Source organism: Brevibacillus parabrevis (genome assembly GCF_022701015.1).
GTDB classification, from domain to species: domain Bacteria; phylum Bacillota; class Bacilli; order Brevibacillales; family Brevibacillaceae; genus Brevibacillus; species Brevibacillus parabrevis.
Genome location: NZ_CP064090.1, coordinates 3237890 through 3252919, shown reverse-complemented (window position 1 = coordinate 3252919; position 15030 = coordinate 3237890). Strand labels below are relative to the sequence as shown.

The following is a 15030-nucleotide window of genomic DNA, read 5'->3' as shown; positions in this document are numbered from 1 at the left end:
ATAGTATACACGATTTTCCATTTGATTTTAAAAATTTCCGCTAAATTTACCGATGTTTTCCTGCCTGATTTTCGTTCTCTGCGGGTATTTGTCCATTTCGGTCCGTTTTTGTGCTGAATAGGATAAAGCAAGACAGTAGGAGGTGTATTCTCTTGAAATCAGCCAAAAAGAAGGCCAGAGCGAAGTCAGCCGCGAGCAGCAGGCGCCGTCAGCCCGGTAGCCGGACTGCCAACCGCTTGCTAGACAGGCTGCACCGAATCGTCCGCCTCCACGTGCGCGCACCCCAGGTGAAAGTGACGACGCCTGCTCCTCATGTATCCGTCACCAGCGCCACCCCGACCGTTCAGGTAGAAGCGCCAATCGTCCAGTTCGAAGCGCCCAAGCCGTTGGTCATTCCCGCTCCGATTGTCAAAGTGGACGTAGAAGCAGAGGATACTCCCGAGCAGGAAAGCGTGGCTGGACTGCGCAAGGAACTGCAAAAATGCATGCGGCAAAACCGGACCATCGAAGTGATCCTTACTTCCGACTGGGGGCCGGACAGCCGCCCTTATCGGGTCGGACAACTAAAGAGAGTAGACGATGGAATCATCGAGCTTGCGCTGGACGCCAACCACGGAACTTGTATTCTCATCCCGCTGAACCGCATTGCCGCGATCATCCCGGATGCTCCACCTCCGGCCGAGGCATTTGCCACGCACGAAGAAGACGAGGCTGAACCCGTCGTATTGAAAGTGATCGAAGGATCGGCAAAAGCTTTGTAAGGTACGCGCCTTCCCCCGTTCTCCCACTCCTTTGCCTCATGCGACGTCCTCTTTATGCAAAAACACCCCAGGAGTGGGAGCTGCTTTTTGCAGCGACAGCTTTTGTTGTTTTGGACAAGCTCTCGAAGGCTTGAATAAGCAACCGTAGGCTTGTCTTTTCTGCGGGAAAAAAACGAGCCATAGCCCACTTCTCCGATCCCGTCTCGTGAAAGTGGGCATTTGTCTCCCGTCAGTTTTCAAACGACAAGCTCCTCCATACATCCAGCACTTCCTCGGCCACCCGATTCCACGTAAAGCGTTGCTCTGCCAGTTTTCTGCCGCTGTTGCCCATTTTGCGCTGCAACTCACGACTGGCGAGCAACTGTTTCAACTGGGTGGCAAACGACTGCGGATTCTCCGGTTCTTCCACCAAAAGCCCGTTTCCTCCGATGATGACTTCTGCGTTTCCACCGCGCTTCGTCGTCACAAACGGCAACCCTGCGGCCATCGCTTCGTAATGGACGCGAGCAAGCGGCTCCTCCCACTGCGAAGGACAGACGAAAATATCTCCCGCCCAAAACCAGTGGTGAATGTTTTCTGCTGCCACATATCCAGTCGTAATGACCGGAATCGGCAAACGGTCGGCGAGCGCGCGTACATACGCTACGTAATCGCTGATCTTGTCGACGCTGTACCACGAACCGCCTACGAGCACCAGCGCCAGATTGTCATGATGGGCACCAAGCTCATTCATCGCCCGCACCAGAATGTCCGCCCCTTTTTTCGGGGTGAGCCTGCCGACGAACAAAATGACTTGCTTGTTTCCCAAATTGTGCGCAATCCGCAGCTCCTGACGAATTTTTCGCGCGGTCTGCGAGCTTTCCCACGGTACGAACGTCTGCAAATCGACGCCTGAATAGATCGTGCGCAGCTTGCCTTGGGCTTGCGGGTAGAGCGACGCGATGACGCGGCCGACATAATCGCTGATCGTGATGATTTTTGATGTGCTGGCAATGGCTTGCGCCGCGTCCTCCGGAGAGATTTTGGCGGCATCAAACATGTCGTTGTGCATGCTCAACACGATTCGCGCATTCGGGCACACTTCCCGAATCATCGGCACGAGCCGCGGCCGATTGAACACGTGGATGACATCGTACGCATTCGCCCGCAAAAACGCGAGCACTTCCTGCGCGTAGATTTCGAACACGCCGAGTCCGTGCACACGCGCATAACGGACGTTCCGCACCCTTTCGTCCATGGCGAGAGTCGGGTCAGACGTCCCGAGAATGGTCAAATCATGGTGCTGTCCCAGCGTGTCCGCGATTCCCGCTATATACGTCTGGATCGCACCGCCCCGCACCGGAGGAACGGGCAGTTTTTCCGTACAGATCATGACTACCTTCATCCGAATTCTCCTTTCCTATTGCGACTCACAGCATGTTTCTGCCTGTTTTTTGCGCTTTTGCCGAACGCGGCTTTTTTGCTTGGCTGCTGGCTGATTTCCGGCTTGGAGCTGCCGTTTTTTTGTATGGATGCGTGACGGCTGCATGCTGAGTTTTCCGGGGAGAACCGGACTTTGCTACCACTTGGTTCCCTGCTTTTGCTTTTTCGCTCGTTTTGGGAGACTTGTTGAGCGGTTTTTTTGCTTGCAGCTTTGTAATTGCTTTTTTGGCAACCGCTTTTTTGTTCGTTGCGCTTTGTTTGCTTCCCTGACTGGACGCTTTCTTCTTGACTGGCTTATCTCCCGTCTTTGCACGTTTTGCGGGTGCTACTTTTGCTTTCAGGCGCGGGCCTTGTTGCTTGGCAGGCTCCGCTTTTTCAACGGGTGTAACAACCGGGGCCTTGATGAACCAGCTTGCCGGAGGAGTGGTTGTTTGGACAGCAACCGGGGTGCGTTCTTTTTCTTGCTTGACCGGCTCTTTGCGCGTTTCCGGCCGCGCCTTTTCTCGCTCCTTCGGCTCCTGCGGCTTCTTCACTGTAGCGGCGCGGATCGGCTCAGGCTCAGGAATGCGCAGCGCCTTTTTCGCCTTGACTTCGTCTGGCTTGTGCTCGACCTTCGCTTTTGGTCGGCGGGCGTCTGCTGCCAGTACCGCTTTTTCTTCCGCGACAGGCACAAGCACTTGACTTTGCTCTGGAACTTGACTTTGCTCTGGAACTTGACTTTGCTCTGGAACTTGACTTTGAGCAGGAAGCTGCATTTGGTCAGCAAGCTGCCAGTTGGCCTGATTCTCTGTACTCGCAAGCGATTGCCGTTCCGGTGAACGCGGTACGACCACTTGCGTGTAATCGCCCGGCTGGTATTGACTGCTGTCTTTGGCTAACTCCGCAAGCGCCTGGTCTTTTGTCTGATCGGTTGCCACGACCCGCTGCAAAATACCCTCTGCCTCGGTGTTCAGGAAGGTGACCGGATCGTAAAACATTTCTTTTAAATGCTTGTAAAATTCGTTTGGCACGGACATATCGAGCAGCAGGATTTCGAAGGACTCACGATCGAGCGGGTTCGCCCGGTGATACGCTTCGATCATCCCTCTCATCCATGTCACGTCCCAGACACCCATGTCGTCCATCGTGCTGGTAATCAGCTTCCGCAGGTCGCGAAACGGCAAGTCGTACGCCACGCCGTCCAGGTCGATAACCCACAGTCCGCCAGGTCCGTTCTGTCCATTGGACCAGCCGTAGTCCTGGTGAACCAATCCCCAGTGCGGCTCGCCCATTTGCACCATTTTCGGATAGGAAGATGCTTTCAGCCGCTCCAGTGCTGCGATTGCTTGCTGTTCGTATTTGTCGACGACCGCCAAGATCGGACCGCTTGCCGCCGTTTCCCGATACGCTTTGGCCATTTCACGCATCCAGCCGATTTTTTTGGCGATCTTTTGATAGTAGTTGGGCCAGCGATACAGACGGGAAGAGTTTTTGGCCCCTGCTGGCGGCACGTACCCTTTGGTGTGCCGATGAAATTCGCCCAAGCCGTAGCACAGCTCCTGCGCCCCTGTCAGGTCGACTTTGGCCGCTGGTTCAAGGGAAATCCAGTCGGTGACAATCCACAGCTTTCCGCCCTTCTCCACAAACAGCTTCCCGTCCCTGGCCGGAATCAGCGCTGGCACCCTTGCTCCCTGCCTGACTACGTATTCCTGCAAACCTACGCTGTAGAGGCTTCTCTCTGGCGTCCGGTGGAGCACTTTCAGACTGCGCGGGCCTTTGTTCGTCTCGATTCGCCAGATGGCACCGCCTTTGTCAGGCTTCGAGGTAATCAATGTCCTGTTGTGAACGGTCATGTCGTATTCCTTTATGACAAGCTCAGCGACTGCATCTACTTCCGGAGGTACTTGCATATCCCAATCGACAGGAGTGGGCTCGCTTCCATCTCTAGTGTCCCATGGTTTGATCACATACTGTTCCATTCCATTCCCCCCGTGTTCCTAATTCAAGCGCTCACCTTCTTCATAAAATATTCGTGTATACAGGTTGACGAAACGGACAAATATCCTTGGCAGTTTGCCAATTCCTCCAACGAAAAAGCGACCCGTTCTGCGCAACTTGGCAGACTGGCCGCTTTTTGGTCATATCATCAAAATTTCCCGCAGGTCTTCTTCGCTCATCGTCGAAATCGCTGCTTCTCCGGGGGCGATGACTTCCTCGATCAAATGCTTTTTCTTTTGCTGCAACTCGTACATCTTTTCTTCGACCGTCCCTTGAGCCACCAGTCTGATGACCTGGACGACCCTTTTCTGGCCGATCCGGTGCGCCCGGTCTGCTGCCTGCTCCTCAACAGCCGGATTCCACCACAAATCGTACAAAATGACCGTGTCCGCTCCCGTCAAATTCAGACCCGTCCCCCCTGCCTTCAACGACATGAGGAACAAGTCGCATTCTCCGTCGTTGAATCGGTTGCACAGTTCAATCCGTTCGGCGGCTGGCGTGTTGCCATCCAGGTAAAAAAACGGAATGCCGTGATCGCCAAGCTCCCGACCAATGATGGCGAGCATCTCCGTGAACTGTGAAAAGAGCAGGACGCGCTTGCCTGCGCCGAGACATTCTTCCAACACCTCAAGCAATTGCTCGAATTTGGCGGAGCTGCCTTCGTAGCCTTCAACAAACAGGGCTGGATGACAGCACAGCTGGCGAAGTCTGGTCAAGCCCGCCAAAATCTTGATCCGGTTTTTGTCAAAAGTTTGTTCGTTCAAATGCTTCACGGCGTCTTGTTGCAGCTTGGCCAAATAGGCGATGTACAGCTTTTGCTGCTCCGGCAGAAGCGCCGTCGCTTGCAAGGTTTCGATTTTTTCCGGCAGCTCCTGCAAGACCTCTGATTTCAGCCTGCGCAGCAAAAACGGTCTGGCCCGCTTGGCGATGACTTCTCTTGGCAAGTCCTGAAAAGCTTTGCGCTGGGGAAACAGCTCGGGAAACACAACGTCGTAGATCGACCACAGTTCCTCCAGCCTGTTTTCGATCGGCGTTCCGGTCAAGGCAAAGCGCTGCCCGGCCTGAATGCTCTTCACAGCCTGCGCCGTCTGGGTAGTATGGTTTTTAAACGCCTGCGCCTCATCCAAAAACAGCGTGTGAAACGTGCGCTCGGCATATTCGGCGTAATCCCTGCGCAAAAGCGGGTAAGACGTGATCAGCACATCCACCGCTTCCGCTTCCTCGCGCGCCGTATTCCGTTCCTGCCGACTCCCGTCCACGATGCGGACTACAAGCTCCGGAGCGAACTTGTTCAACTCGTTGCGCCAGTTGTACAGAAGCGAGGCAGGCGAAACGATCAGGATCGGTTGTTTGCGGCTGCGAATGTCGGGGAGCTTGGCTACCATGTACGCGATGCTTTGCACCGTTTTGCCAAGCCCCATATCATCCGCCAAAATGCCGCCAAAACCGTAATGGGCGAGCGTCATGAGCCATTGGAAGCCGAACTTCTGGTAGTCGCGCAAAACTGGTTCCATCCTGTCCGGTACGCGGAAGTCGAGGTTGTCCGGGTTGCGCATATTTTCCAGAAAGCTGCGCAACGTTTTCCCGAACTGCACCGTCTTGTCCTGCGGCGTGTCCAGCAAGCGCAAGCCGTGCAGCATCGGCAGCGAAAAGCCGCTGGCGATCCAGTTGGCGTGGCGCACTCCGATTTCGTCGACAAGCTGGTTGATCCGCTCAAATTCTTTCGTCTCCAAAGGCAAGAGCGCCCCTGTTGGCAGGCGGTAATATTTGCGCTTTTCTTCCAAAGCGAGCAGCAATTGCTTGATTTCAGTAGGCGGGAAGCCTTCCACGTCAAAGCGGACTTCCAGCCAATTCGTCCGCTCATTGATCTCTACCTTGACCTTTGGCGGAACGTGCATGGAAGCCAGCCTCAGCTTGACCGCCGTGGTCGCGTACACTTTGCACCATTTTTCCAGCTCGGGCACGACCGTGTGCAAAAATTCGTATTCGGCTTCCTCGTCATCGAGAAAATAGCCCGCTTCCGTCTGGACGAAGGCACTCTGCTCCATCAGCTCCAAAATCCGCTGCTCCTTCTCTCCGTCGCGCATCAAGATCAGATCGTTGTCTCTGTTCTGTCCATTCGTGTCTGTGACAAGCGGATTGATGACGATATCGCCGTACTGAAATTCCAGTCCGGCCAGCAGCCGATCGCGTATCCGGTCGAGATAGAGCCTCGCCTTCAACTGGGTCTGCACGATCCGGTCGGCAACAGGCTGGGCAATGCGGACGCTGCCAAGCTTCATCAAGCCCGGAACGACCTTGGTCATGAATGGCTCCATTTGCTCCTTGGGGACGACGATGTCCTGTCTTTGATGCGCTTCCAGCATCTGTTTCAACTGCTGCAGGTTGTTGCAGGCATCTGTTGACTGCTTCATCCACACGCCGTCATGCAAAATACATCCGTATTCACGAAGCACGGTCAAACCGGACAAGCCCTCGACTGTCAAACGGTATTCGGCTTCGCTGTCACCCGCATCGAATGCAAACTGCAACGGCACCTTCCCGCTTTGCGCCTGAAACGTTTCATACGTCTGCTCGCCCTGTACGACGCGCACGCCAGGAGCTTTGAGCAGGTGAGCAAACAAGCTGTCCCAGGCAAAAGGCGGGACAATCAGCGTTCGCTCCGAGCCTGCCGCTTTTGCCTCCTGATAGCTGTATCCTGCTGTCTCGCGGTACAGCTTTTCATGATGATAGACGTGAACAAGCTCTTCCATGATCGGTTCATGCGCCTGCAAAAAGCGATGACACTTCGGATCGTAAGTAAAATGGGCGGAAAAGGCGTACGGCTCCCCTTTTTCCATTTTCGCCAGGAAGTCCCGAATGTTTTTGACGACGTACAGCCGTTTTGGTCCTAGCTTCAGCTCGATTCCGATCACCGCTTTGCGATAGCCGTACGGCACGATTTTGCAAATGATTTCCGCTTCCAGTACCGCCCGCTCGTCAAGCAGTACCTTCCTCATGCTTGTCCCCTGCCGTCTTGCTCCGCCAAACAAGTCGAGGATGCCCTGTGTCAATTGATCGTCCCGGTCTGCCGTCGCGCTTTCCCTGGAAGCTGGCGTGTTCACGCGGTTCCCTTTTGGCGAAAACTCATCCTGCGGCAGATCACGCACAGTCAACAGCACAGCCGCAATATGCTGGCAATACTGTTCATAGGAACGCAGCGCAGGACAGCTGCACGTCGCCACGATCCCTGCCTCATCCCCTTCCATATGTACCTGGTAGTCGTGTTTGCCTGCCTGAACGGTTGCCCGAACGATCATCGGCTCAGGCTGAAACGTATCGACGCTCACCTTTTGCGAGCGATAAAAGGCTTTGCCCCGCTCGTAGGAGAGGCGACCGCACCATTCTTTGATTTTTTGATGGCTGATTGAAAAGCTCATGGCCTGTACCTGCTTCCTAAAATATGTTTCATGATAGCAGATTTCGAAAGAAAAAAGATACGCCTTGGCGAGCGTATCTTTTTTCGCTATATCGAATGATTAATCTTCGTCCTCGTCATCTTCGTCGTCGTTGTCTTCCAAGACCGGATCTTGATTCCGCGAGAAGATCCATTTTTTCTTCGTGCCATCTTCGTATTCCACTTTTACTTCGATTTCTTCAATGTCCTCGTCCTCACCAACGGCGTCACGCAAATACCGCAACCAATCCATGACTACACCTCCTGGTACCGGATGATTTCATACAGCCTCGTCAGCGGCTTTCCCGTCGACATTGATACTATATGACGGCTGCCGCTTGCATGTATGGTTGATTGTCCCTTTTGTGCGCGTAGATTTTTACACATCTTGCCACCTCGCTCTGGCTGATCGATGTCGCCATGCGCTTCGCAGCTGTTACATATTTGCAGATGGACTGGACAAACTTTGGATGGAAACGTCTGCGAGACCGTCATGACGATATGGACAAAGAAGGGAGTATCGCATCATGAAAGCACACTGCACAAGGCTCCTCAGAACGGGTGTCATTCTCATGCTTGCGTTGGCGTTCACCTTGCCGCTTTCCGCGGCTGTCGCCTATCAGGATCACCCGTACCATTTCGGCTTCAAAAAGAGCAAAAATGGACAGCTTCCTTCTATTAACGAGGAAGGCTTTAAAGGAATCGTGGATCGGCACGGCGCGGTTTTTTTGGGCGACACCAGCAAAAAAGAGCTGTACTTGACGTTTGACAACGGATATGAAAACGGCTTTACCCCGGCCATTCTTGACACGCTTCAGGCGAAAAAGGTCCCTGCTATCTTTTTCGTGACCGGACATTACGTGAAGGAGCAGCCTGAGCTGTTGAAACGGATGACAAAGGAAGGGCACCTGATTGGCAATCACTCCTGGAGTCACCCTGACATGACCACCGTACCGAACGAAAAGATCAAGGAAGAGCTGAATCGGGTCAAAGAAGCCGTCAGCCAAGTGACCGGACAGGCGACCATGCGCTATCTCCGCCCCCCGCGGGGAATTTTTAGCGACCGGACTCTCGCGGTCAGCAAGGAACTCGGCTACACCAACGTCTTTTGGTCAGTTGCCTACAAGGACTGGGATACAAAAGTACAGCGCGGTTCCCGCTTCGCCTTCGACAGCGTAATGGGACAGCTGCATCCGGGAGCGGTGATTCTTTTGCACTCCGTCTCCAAGGACAATGCCGACGCGCTCGGCTCGATCATTGACGAAGCTCGCAAGCGCGGCTACGAGTTCAAAAGTCTCGACCAACTGCCGCAACATCAGCAAAGCTCCCCATAAAAAGCTTTGGACGAGATCAACAGGCTTCGCCGCTCGCATGCGCGATAGCCTGTTGCTTCTGTCGGCAACAAAAAAACTCCCGCTGCCTCGTTTTGCACAAGGGCGGGAGTTTTCTTGCGTTTGCTGCTTCTACTGGCGATCCAACAGGGAAGCGCCGGCGATGCCCGGGTGGGTCATCTCGAACGGGTCCAAAATGAGATCGAGTTCTTCTTCTGTCAGGACGTTGTACTGCAAGCACAGCTCGCGCACCGATTTTCCGGTGAGGATCGCTTCGCGCGCGATGCGGGCAGCCGTTTCATAGCCCAGATGCGGGTTGACAGCTGTGATGACGCCTACGCTCTTTTCTACGTATTCTTTCATGCGCTCGCGGTTTGCTTCGATGCCTTCCAGGCAGTAGCGGGTGAACGCGCGGAACGCGTTGTCCATGATGCTGATCGATTGCAGCAGGTTGAAGACAAGCACTGGCTCCATCACGTTCAGTTCCAGTTGGCCCGCTTCGGAAGCCAAGCAGATCGTGTGGTCGTTTCCGATTACTTGGAAGGCTACTTGATTGAGCACCTCGGCCATAACCGGATTGACTTTACCTGGCATGATAGAAGATCCTGGCTGACGTGCTGGCAGCGAGATTTCGCCCAGTCCGGCACGCGGTCCGGATGCCATCAGACGCAGGTCGTTGGCGATTTTTGACATGTTCATCATGCAAACTTTCAATGCAGCAGACACTTCTGTGTACGCGTCTGTGTTTTGCGTCGCATCTACCAGGTGCTCCGCCCCTACGAGCGGGAAGCCGCTGATGGTTGCCAAATGCTCGACAACGGTTGTAATGTAGCGCGGATCGGCATTCAAGCCTGTCCCTACAGCGGTCGCGCCCATGTTCACTTCGTACAAATGCTGGCGAGATTGCTTGATCCGCTTGATGTCGCGTTCCAGCACGCGGCGATACGCTTCAAATTCCTGGCCGAGACGGATCGGAACCGCGTCTTGCAAGTGCGTGCGCCCCATTTTGATGACGTCGTCAAACTCTTTTGCTTTCTGGCCAAATGCATCGTGCATGGACTCCATCGTTACGAGCAGTTTTTCCAGCAAGTCGAGCGTCGCGATATGAATCGCAGTCGGGAATGCGTCGTTGGTCGACTGCGACATGTTGACATGTGTATTTGGACTGAGATGGAAGTAATCTCCTTTTTTCTCTCCGATAAGCTCAAGACCGCGGTTGGCGATCACTTCATTGGCGTTCATGTTAATAGATGTTCCCGCACCACCCTGGATCGGGTCCACGATAAATTGATCGTGCCATTTCCCTTCAATGATCTCCTGCGCGGCAGTCACAATCGCATTGCCCAGTCGCGGATTCAGACGGGAAACCTCCATATTCGCAAGGGCTGCTGCTTTTTTTACCATAGCCATTGCGATGATCAGGGAAGAATGAAGACGGTATCCGGTAATCGGGAAGTTCTCTGTTGCCCGCATGGTTTGGACACCATAATAGGCATCTACAGGAATTTCTTTTTCACCGAGAAAGTCTTTTTCCGTGCGAAATGTTTGTTGTACCATTCTTATCAGACCAGCTTTCTAGGAATAGTGGTTAATGCTACCTCCCCATTCTAGCACAGAATCGGAGTGGTATGACCAGTAGTTTGAAACACAATTTGGCTTTTTTACGTCATACTAAGAGCAAGACTCGCCATATCTCTACAGAATCGAGGGGTACGTTTATGAAAAAACTTCTTTTTGTCTTGTTGACCGTCGGCCTGTTGCAAGGCTGCACCAGCTCTCCCCCTGCCCCGGAAACTCCGCCTGCAACCACGCAGCCCGAGACTCCGGCACAGCCTGAGACGCCTGCTCCCTCTAACCCGCAAACTCCGGCTGAAAAACCGCCTGCCGAGCAGCCTGAAACAAAAGAAACGGTATATGCCAATGATATTTTTCGCAATGTCACCGTGAAAAAAACGGGGGAAGACACGTTTGAAGTCAAAGGGCAGGCGCAAGTGTTTGAAGCAGTCGTCAATTACGTCGTGGAGGATGGGCACAATGAGTTGACCCAAGGCTTTTTCCAAACCTCCTCCGGCGCTCCTGAATGGGGCGACTTCACCCAGACGGTCAAGGTGAAAAAAGCCGAGCCGAACAGCACGCTCATGCTCATCCTGTTCGAAGCGAGCGCCAAGGACGGCAGCCGCCGGAGTGAACTGATCATTCCTCTGCCGGAAAAGTAGTTCGCTCGGCGTGATTTCGTTCTCCCCTTGTCCTGCCATCTGGATTATAATGGGAGAGATTCATGATATGTGGGGAGGATGACTGTCGGATGAAAAAGACTGCCTTGCTCGTTGTCGATGTGCAAAACCTGCTCGTGGAATACTGTCACCAAGGCGAGGAAATCGTTGAACGGATCAAACATATGATCGCCGAGGCGCGAACTCGCGAGCTTCCTGTTCTCTACGTGCAACATAATACCGGAGAAACGGATGAACTGGCTCTCGGATCGCCAGGGTGGGAAATTCCCGCTTCCATCAAGCCGGAAGAAACCGATCCGGTGTTTCATAAAATGGCGCCCGACTCGTTTTATGAAACAGGCTTGCATGAAAAGTTGCAGTCACTCGCCATTGAAAAGTTGATCATTGCCGGGTTCCAGACGAACTATTGTATCGATACAACGAGCAGAAGTGCCATCTCTCACGATTATGACGTGATTCTCGTCGGAGATTGCCACTCTACCACTGACACTTCCGTCCTCAAGGCACCAGACATCATCGCCCACCACAACAATACATTGAGTGGCTTTGGCAGCCCTAAACATGCCATCACAGTCAAACAATCAGCCTCGCTTTGGGAAGCCTAGTTTGCTTGCACGCCCACGCCAAAAACCATTGGACGACATGCGCCAATGGTTTTTTCCATATTTTCCAATTCGCTCGAATGTGTGGTATCCTTTTTTAGGAAGTTTCCTTCAAAATTCAAAAACCCTCTCGCTTGGAGAGGGCCTTGACTGTCAGACATCTATTTATTCGTGTGGCAACATGCTGACTTGCGTCGTGCTGCTACTTTTGCTCGCTTTGTTCTTCTTTGTAGCACTCCATGCAGAGGGCACCATTGTTCTCGATTTCGTACTCTGTCAAGCGAGCCTGGCAGGATTTGCATTGTTTTTCTGTGAGCACCAAGTTCAAGACTATATCTCCTCTCAATGATGTACGTTAGTCTATTTAGATTATAACCGAAGATTGATATGGAATAAGCAGCTTTGTGTTAAAATTTCGTGAATTCTTTCAATTACAAAGGGAAAAGCTTGCACTCGCCTTGCAACTGGCTTGCCCAGCTTTTCCTTTTACATAAACAGATAAACAGACACCGCCTGGGAGGCTTTCATGAACTCGCCTTACTTTTCGCTCTTCATCTCCGGTGCGCCTTTTCAACTCTTTTCGCTGTCGCACCTCATCGCCTTGCTTGCCACTTTTGGCACAGCGCTCCTGCTTTACTTGCTTCGTCACCGCCTGCAAGCACCTGCTGCCAAGCGGACGATCCGCTTTTCGCTGGCTGGGCTGCTGCTGCTGACGGAAGTGGGCTTTCAGCTCTGGCATGTCTATACGGGAAGCTGGTCGGCTGCCTACACTTTGCCGTTGCAGTTGTGCAGCGTCACTTTGTTGCTTGCGATCGTCATGCTGCTTTCGAGAAGCTACAGCTTGTTTGAAGTCACGTTTTTTGCGGGCATTGGCGGTGCAGCGCAGGCATTGATTACGCCAGAACTGTTTTACCCGTTCCCGCACTTCCGCTTTTGGCATTTTTTTCTCGCTCACGCAGGGATCGTTCTCGCCTGCCTGTACATGACGTGGGTCGAAGGCTATCGCCCGACTTACCGCTCCGTCTGGAAGACGATGGGCTTGCTGAACGGGCTGTTGGTCGCGGCACTCGCCGTGAACAGCTGGACAGGGGGCAATTACTTGTTTGTCTCGCACAAACCTGAAAATCCCAGCCTGATCGACTTCCTCGGCCCGTATCCGTGGTACATTCTCTCGCTTGAAGGTGTAGCCTTCGCGATTTTTTCGCTCATGTACTTGCCGTTTCTGCGAAAAAAACAAGCGGCGGTGCCCGCCACGCGCGATTTGCCGTCGTAATGCCAACTTATCCTTGTTCGCGCACCCACTCGGTTACGACCTGCAAAAAGCGCTTCGCGGCGGGCGACTGCTTCTCAAACGATGTCGCTGCCACGCCGAGAGAACGATAATGCTCCCCTTCCAGCGGAATCATGCGGATGTTGGGCGGGAGGCGAAACAGGATCATCTCCGGGAGAATGCTGATTCCCAGGCCGTTTTGCACCATGGCGATAATGGCGTGGTCGTCGCCCACTTCGTACTTCACGCGCGGCTGTAGCTTATACATGGCGAGCAGCCTCTGAATATCGTTGTCGCAGCCTGCTTTTGGCATGATGAACGTTTCTTCCGCTAGACGGCTGACGTGCACCCGCTCTTCCTCGTAGAGCGGGTGCTCCTTCGTTACGAGCAAGTACAGCTGGTCCTTTTTCAACGGGATGGATTCCAATTCCTCAGTCGTCGGCAAAGAGACGAAGCCCATGTCGACCTCCCCCGCCTGAATCCAGCTTTCGATCCCGTCGTAATAGCCTTCCAGCAGCTTGACTTCGATGGCGGGATACTGGTCCTGAAACCGTTTCAAAATGCCCGGCAGCCATTGGGTGGACACGCTAGTGAACGTCCCGATTCTGACTGTCCCCACTTCCATGCCGTTGATCGCATGAACTTCTTGCTTCATCCGCTCTTGGGCGCGCAGCATCTCGCGCATATAAGGGAGCAGCCGCTCGCCGTTGCTCGTCAGACTGATGCCGGAACGACCTCGCGTCAAAATGGAAAACCCAAATTCCCGCTCCAGACTTGCCAGGGCGTGACTGATTGCGGATTGCGTCAAGCCGAGAATTTCGCCCGCCCTGGTCAAACTCCCCGATTCGATCACGGTGACAAACACTTCGTACTTGCTCAGGCTCATCTTGCTCTCCCACCTTTTGCATTAAAACTTTTCATGAAAAGCATGATAAACATTCATTTTTCTTATTCAAACATTACTCGTATACTGAGTATTGCGCAATACGAATACTTCATGGTCGCGCCTGGTCAACCGGGCAAGGAGGCACAAATGAAACCGCAAGTAAAAGCCGATCTGGCAATGCTGCTGGTTACCCTGTTTTGGGGATCGTCTTATTTGTTTATGCAAATGGGCTTGAAAGATTTGGAGACGTTTAACCTGATCGCCATCCGCTTTGGCATTGCTTTTGTTTTGGCGGCAGCGATTTTTCACAAACGGTTGCGCAGCACCAGCCGTAAAACATTGCTGCACGCCTCGATTCTCGGCACGCTCCTGTTTGGCGTGTTTGCCACGATTACAAACGGGGTCAAATCGACGACGGCTTCCCAAGCCGGGTTTTTGGTCAGCCTGACGGTCATTTTCGTCCCGCTGCTGTCGATTTTGTTTCGCCACCGCCCGGAAAAGCGCGTGTTTGTCGGGGCGGGACTCGCCATGGTCGGCATCGGTCTAATGACGCTCAACACCGAACTGCGGATCAGCCAAGGCGATCTGCTGTGTATCGCCGGAGCGCTCTGTTACGCCATGCACATTACCGTGACAGGCAGATTTGCCTCCTTTTCGGACACGATTCAACTCGGCATTTATCAGCTTGGCTTCACCGCCTTGCTCGGTTTCGTTTTTTCCTGTTTGTTCGAATCGCCTGTGTTGCCGCATTCGACAGAAGGCTGGGTCGCTGTGCTCGCTCTCAGTATTTTGTGCAGTGCCATCGGCTTTGTCGTCCAGACGGTGGCTCAAAAATATACGACTGCGACTCATACCGGACTGATTTTTTCGCTGGAGCCTGTATTCGCTGCCCTGTTTGCCTTTTTGTTCGCTGGCGAGATTTTGACTACGCGCGGGTATATTGGCGCAGCACTTGTACTTGCCAGCGTGCTGATTGCGGAAATCGATCTGGGCAAATGGCTGCGCAGCAAGCGGCAGACCCGTTTGTCAGCCTGACGAGGTTGTTCGTTGTTCGCAAATTTGCCCATACAAAAACCGGCTCCTTGTGCGCCCTGCCCCCAAGTGTTGTTAC

Annotated in this window: 13 protein-coding genes; 6 read left to right on the top strand and 7 right to left on the bottom strand. The window is 53.4% G+C overall.

All coding sequences use genetic code 11. The annotated features are described in order from the left end of the window. The first annotated feature begins 152 nt into the window (after positions 1-152). Positions 153-761, top strand: a complete 609-nt coding sequence (locus tag IRJ17_RS15570) for a hypothetical protein (protein WP_122965119.1) — start codon at positions 153-155, stop codon at positions 759-761. A gap of 229 nt (positions 762-990) precedes the next feature. Here IRJ17_RS15570 and IRJ17_RS15565 read toward each other — a convergent pair whose 3' ends face one another. The 4 genes from IRJ17_RS15565 to IRJ17_RS15550 form a co-directional block, all read right to left on the bottom strand. Continuing rightward, entirely contained in the window at positions 991-2145 is a 1155-nt protein-coding gene (locus IRJ17_RS15565) for a glycosyltransferase family 4 protein (protein ID WP_242771070.1), read from the bottom strand. 25 nt (positions 2146-2170) lie between these two features. Next, positions 2171-4141 (bottom strand): CotS family spore coat protein, encoded by a 1971-nt coding sequence (locus IRJ17_RS15560; RefSeq protein ID WP_242771068.1) that lies wholly within the window; start codon positions 4139-4141, stop codon positions 2171-2173. A gap of 159 nt (positions 4142-4300) precedes the next feature. Next, positions 4301-7579, bottom strand: a complete 3279-nt coding sequence (locus tag IRJ17_RS15555; RefSeq protein ID WP_242771067.1) for an SNF2 helicase associated domain-containing protein — start codon at positions 7577-7579, stop codon at positions 4301-4303. Between the two features lie 99 nt (positions 7580-7678). Then, positions 7679-7849, bottom strand: coding sequence for a hypothetical protein (locus IRJ17_RS15550; protein WP_167470324.1), 171 nt, complete (start codon positions 7847-7849; stop codon positions 7679-7681). Between the two features lie 274 nt (positions 7850-8123). Here IRJ17_RS15550 and pdaA point away from each other — a divergent pair, with 274 nt between their 5' ends. Then, positions 8124-8930, top strand: a complete 807-nt coding sequence (pdaA, locus tag IRJ17_RS15545) for a delta-lactam-biosynthetic de-N-acetylase (RefSeq protein WP_122965115.1) — start codon at positions 8124-8126, stop codon at positions 8928-8930. A 129-nt stretch (positions 8931-9059) separates the two neighbouring features. On the opposite strand, the gene aspA is transcribed toward pdaA, so the two are convergent. Continuing rightward, positions 9060-10484, bottom strand: a complete 1425-nt coding sequence (aspA, locus tag IRJ17_RS15540) for an aspartate ammonia-lyase (RefSeq protein WP_217365361.1) — start codon at positions 10482-10484, stop codon at positions 9060-9062. A 161-nt stretch (positions 10485-10645) separates the two neighbouring features. On the opposite strand from aspA, the gene IRJ17_RS15535 reads away from it, so the two are divergent. Beyond that, positions 10646-11143, top strand: a complete 498-nt coding sequence (locus IRJ17_RS15535; protein WP_173599671.1) for a Gmad2 immunoglobulin-like domain-containing protein — start codon at positions 10646-10648, stop codon at positions 11141-11143. 89 nt (positions 11144-11232) lie between these two features. Then, complete coding sequence (locus IRJ17_RS15530) at positions 11233-11766, top strand: cysteine hydrolase family protein (RefSeq protein WP_173598055.1); 534 nt, start codon at positions 11233-11235, stop codon at positions 11764-11766. 199 nt (positions 11767-11965) lie between these two features. On the opposite strand, the gene IRJ17_RS28175 is transcribed toward IRJ17_RS15530, so the two are convergent. Continuing rightward, positions 11966-12091, bottom strand: coding sequence for a hypothetical protein (locus IRJ17_RS28175; RefSeq protein WP_255679085.1), 126 nt, complete (start codon positions 12089-12091; stop codon positions 11966-11968). A gap of 198 nt (positions 12092-12289) precedes the next feature. Here IRJ17_RS28175 and IRJ17_RS15525 point away from each other — a divergent pair, with 198 nt between their 5' ends. Next, positions 12290-13036, top strand: coding sequence for a YwaF family protein (locus IRJ17_RS15525; protein WP_173598054.1), 747 nt, complete (start codon positions 12290-12292; stop codon positions 13034-13036). A gap of 7 nt (positions 13037-13043) precedes the next feature. On the opposite strand, the gene IRJ17_RS15520 is transcribed toward IRJ17_RS15525, so the two are convergent. Beyond that, positions 13044-13919, bottom strand: a complete 876-nt coding sequence (locus IRJ17_RS15520) for a LysR family transcriptional regulator (RefSeq protein ID WP_122965110.1) — start codon at positions 13917-13919, stop codon at positions 13044-13046. A 147-nt stretch (positions 13920-14066) separates the two neighbouring features. Here IRJ17_RS15520 and IRJ17_RS15515 point away from each other — a divergent pair, with 147 nt between their 5' ends. Further along, positions 14067-14954, top strand: coding sequence for a DMT family transporter (locus IRJ17_RS15515; RefSeq protein WP_242771066.1), 888 nt, complete (start codon positions 14067-14069; stop codon positions 14952-14954). The last annotated feature ends 76 nt before the right edge of the window (positions 14955-15030 follow it).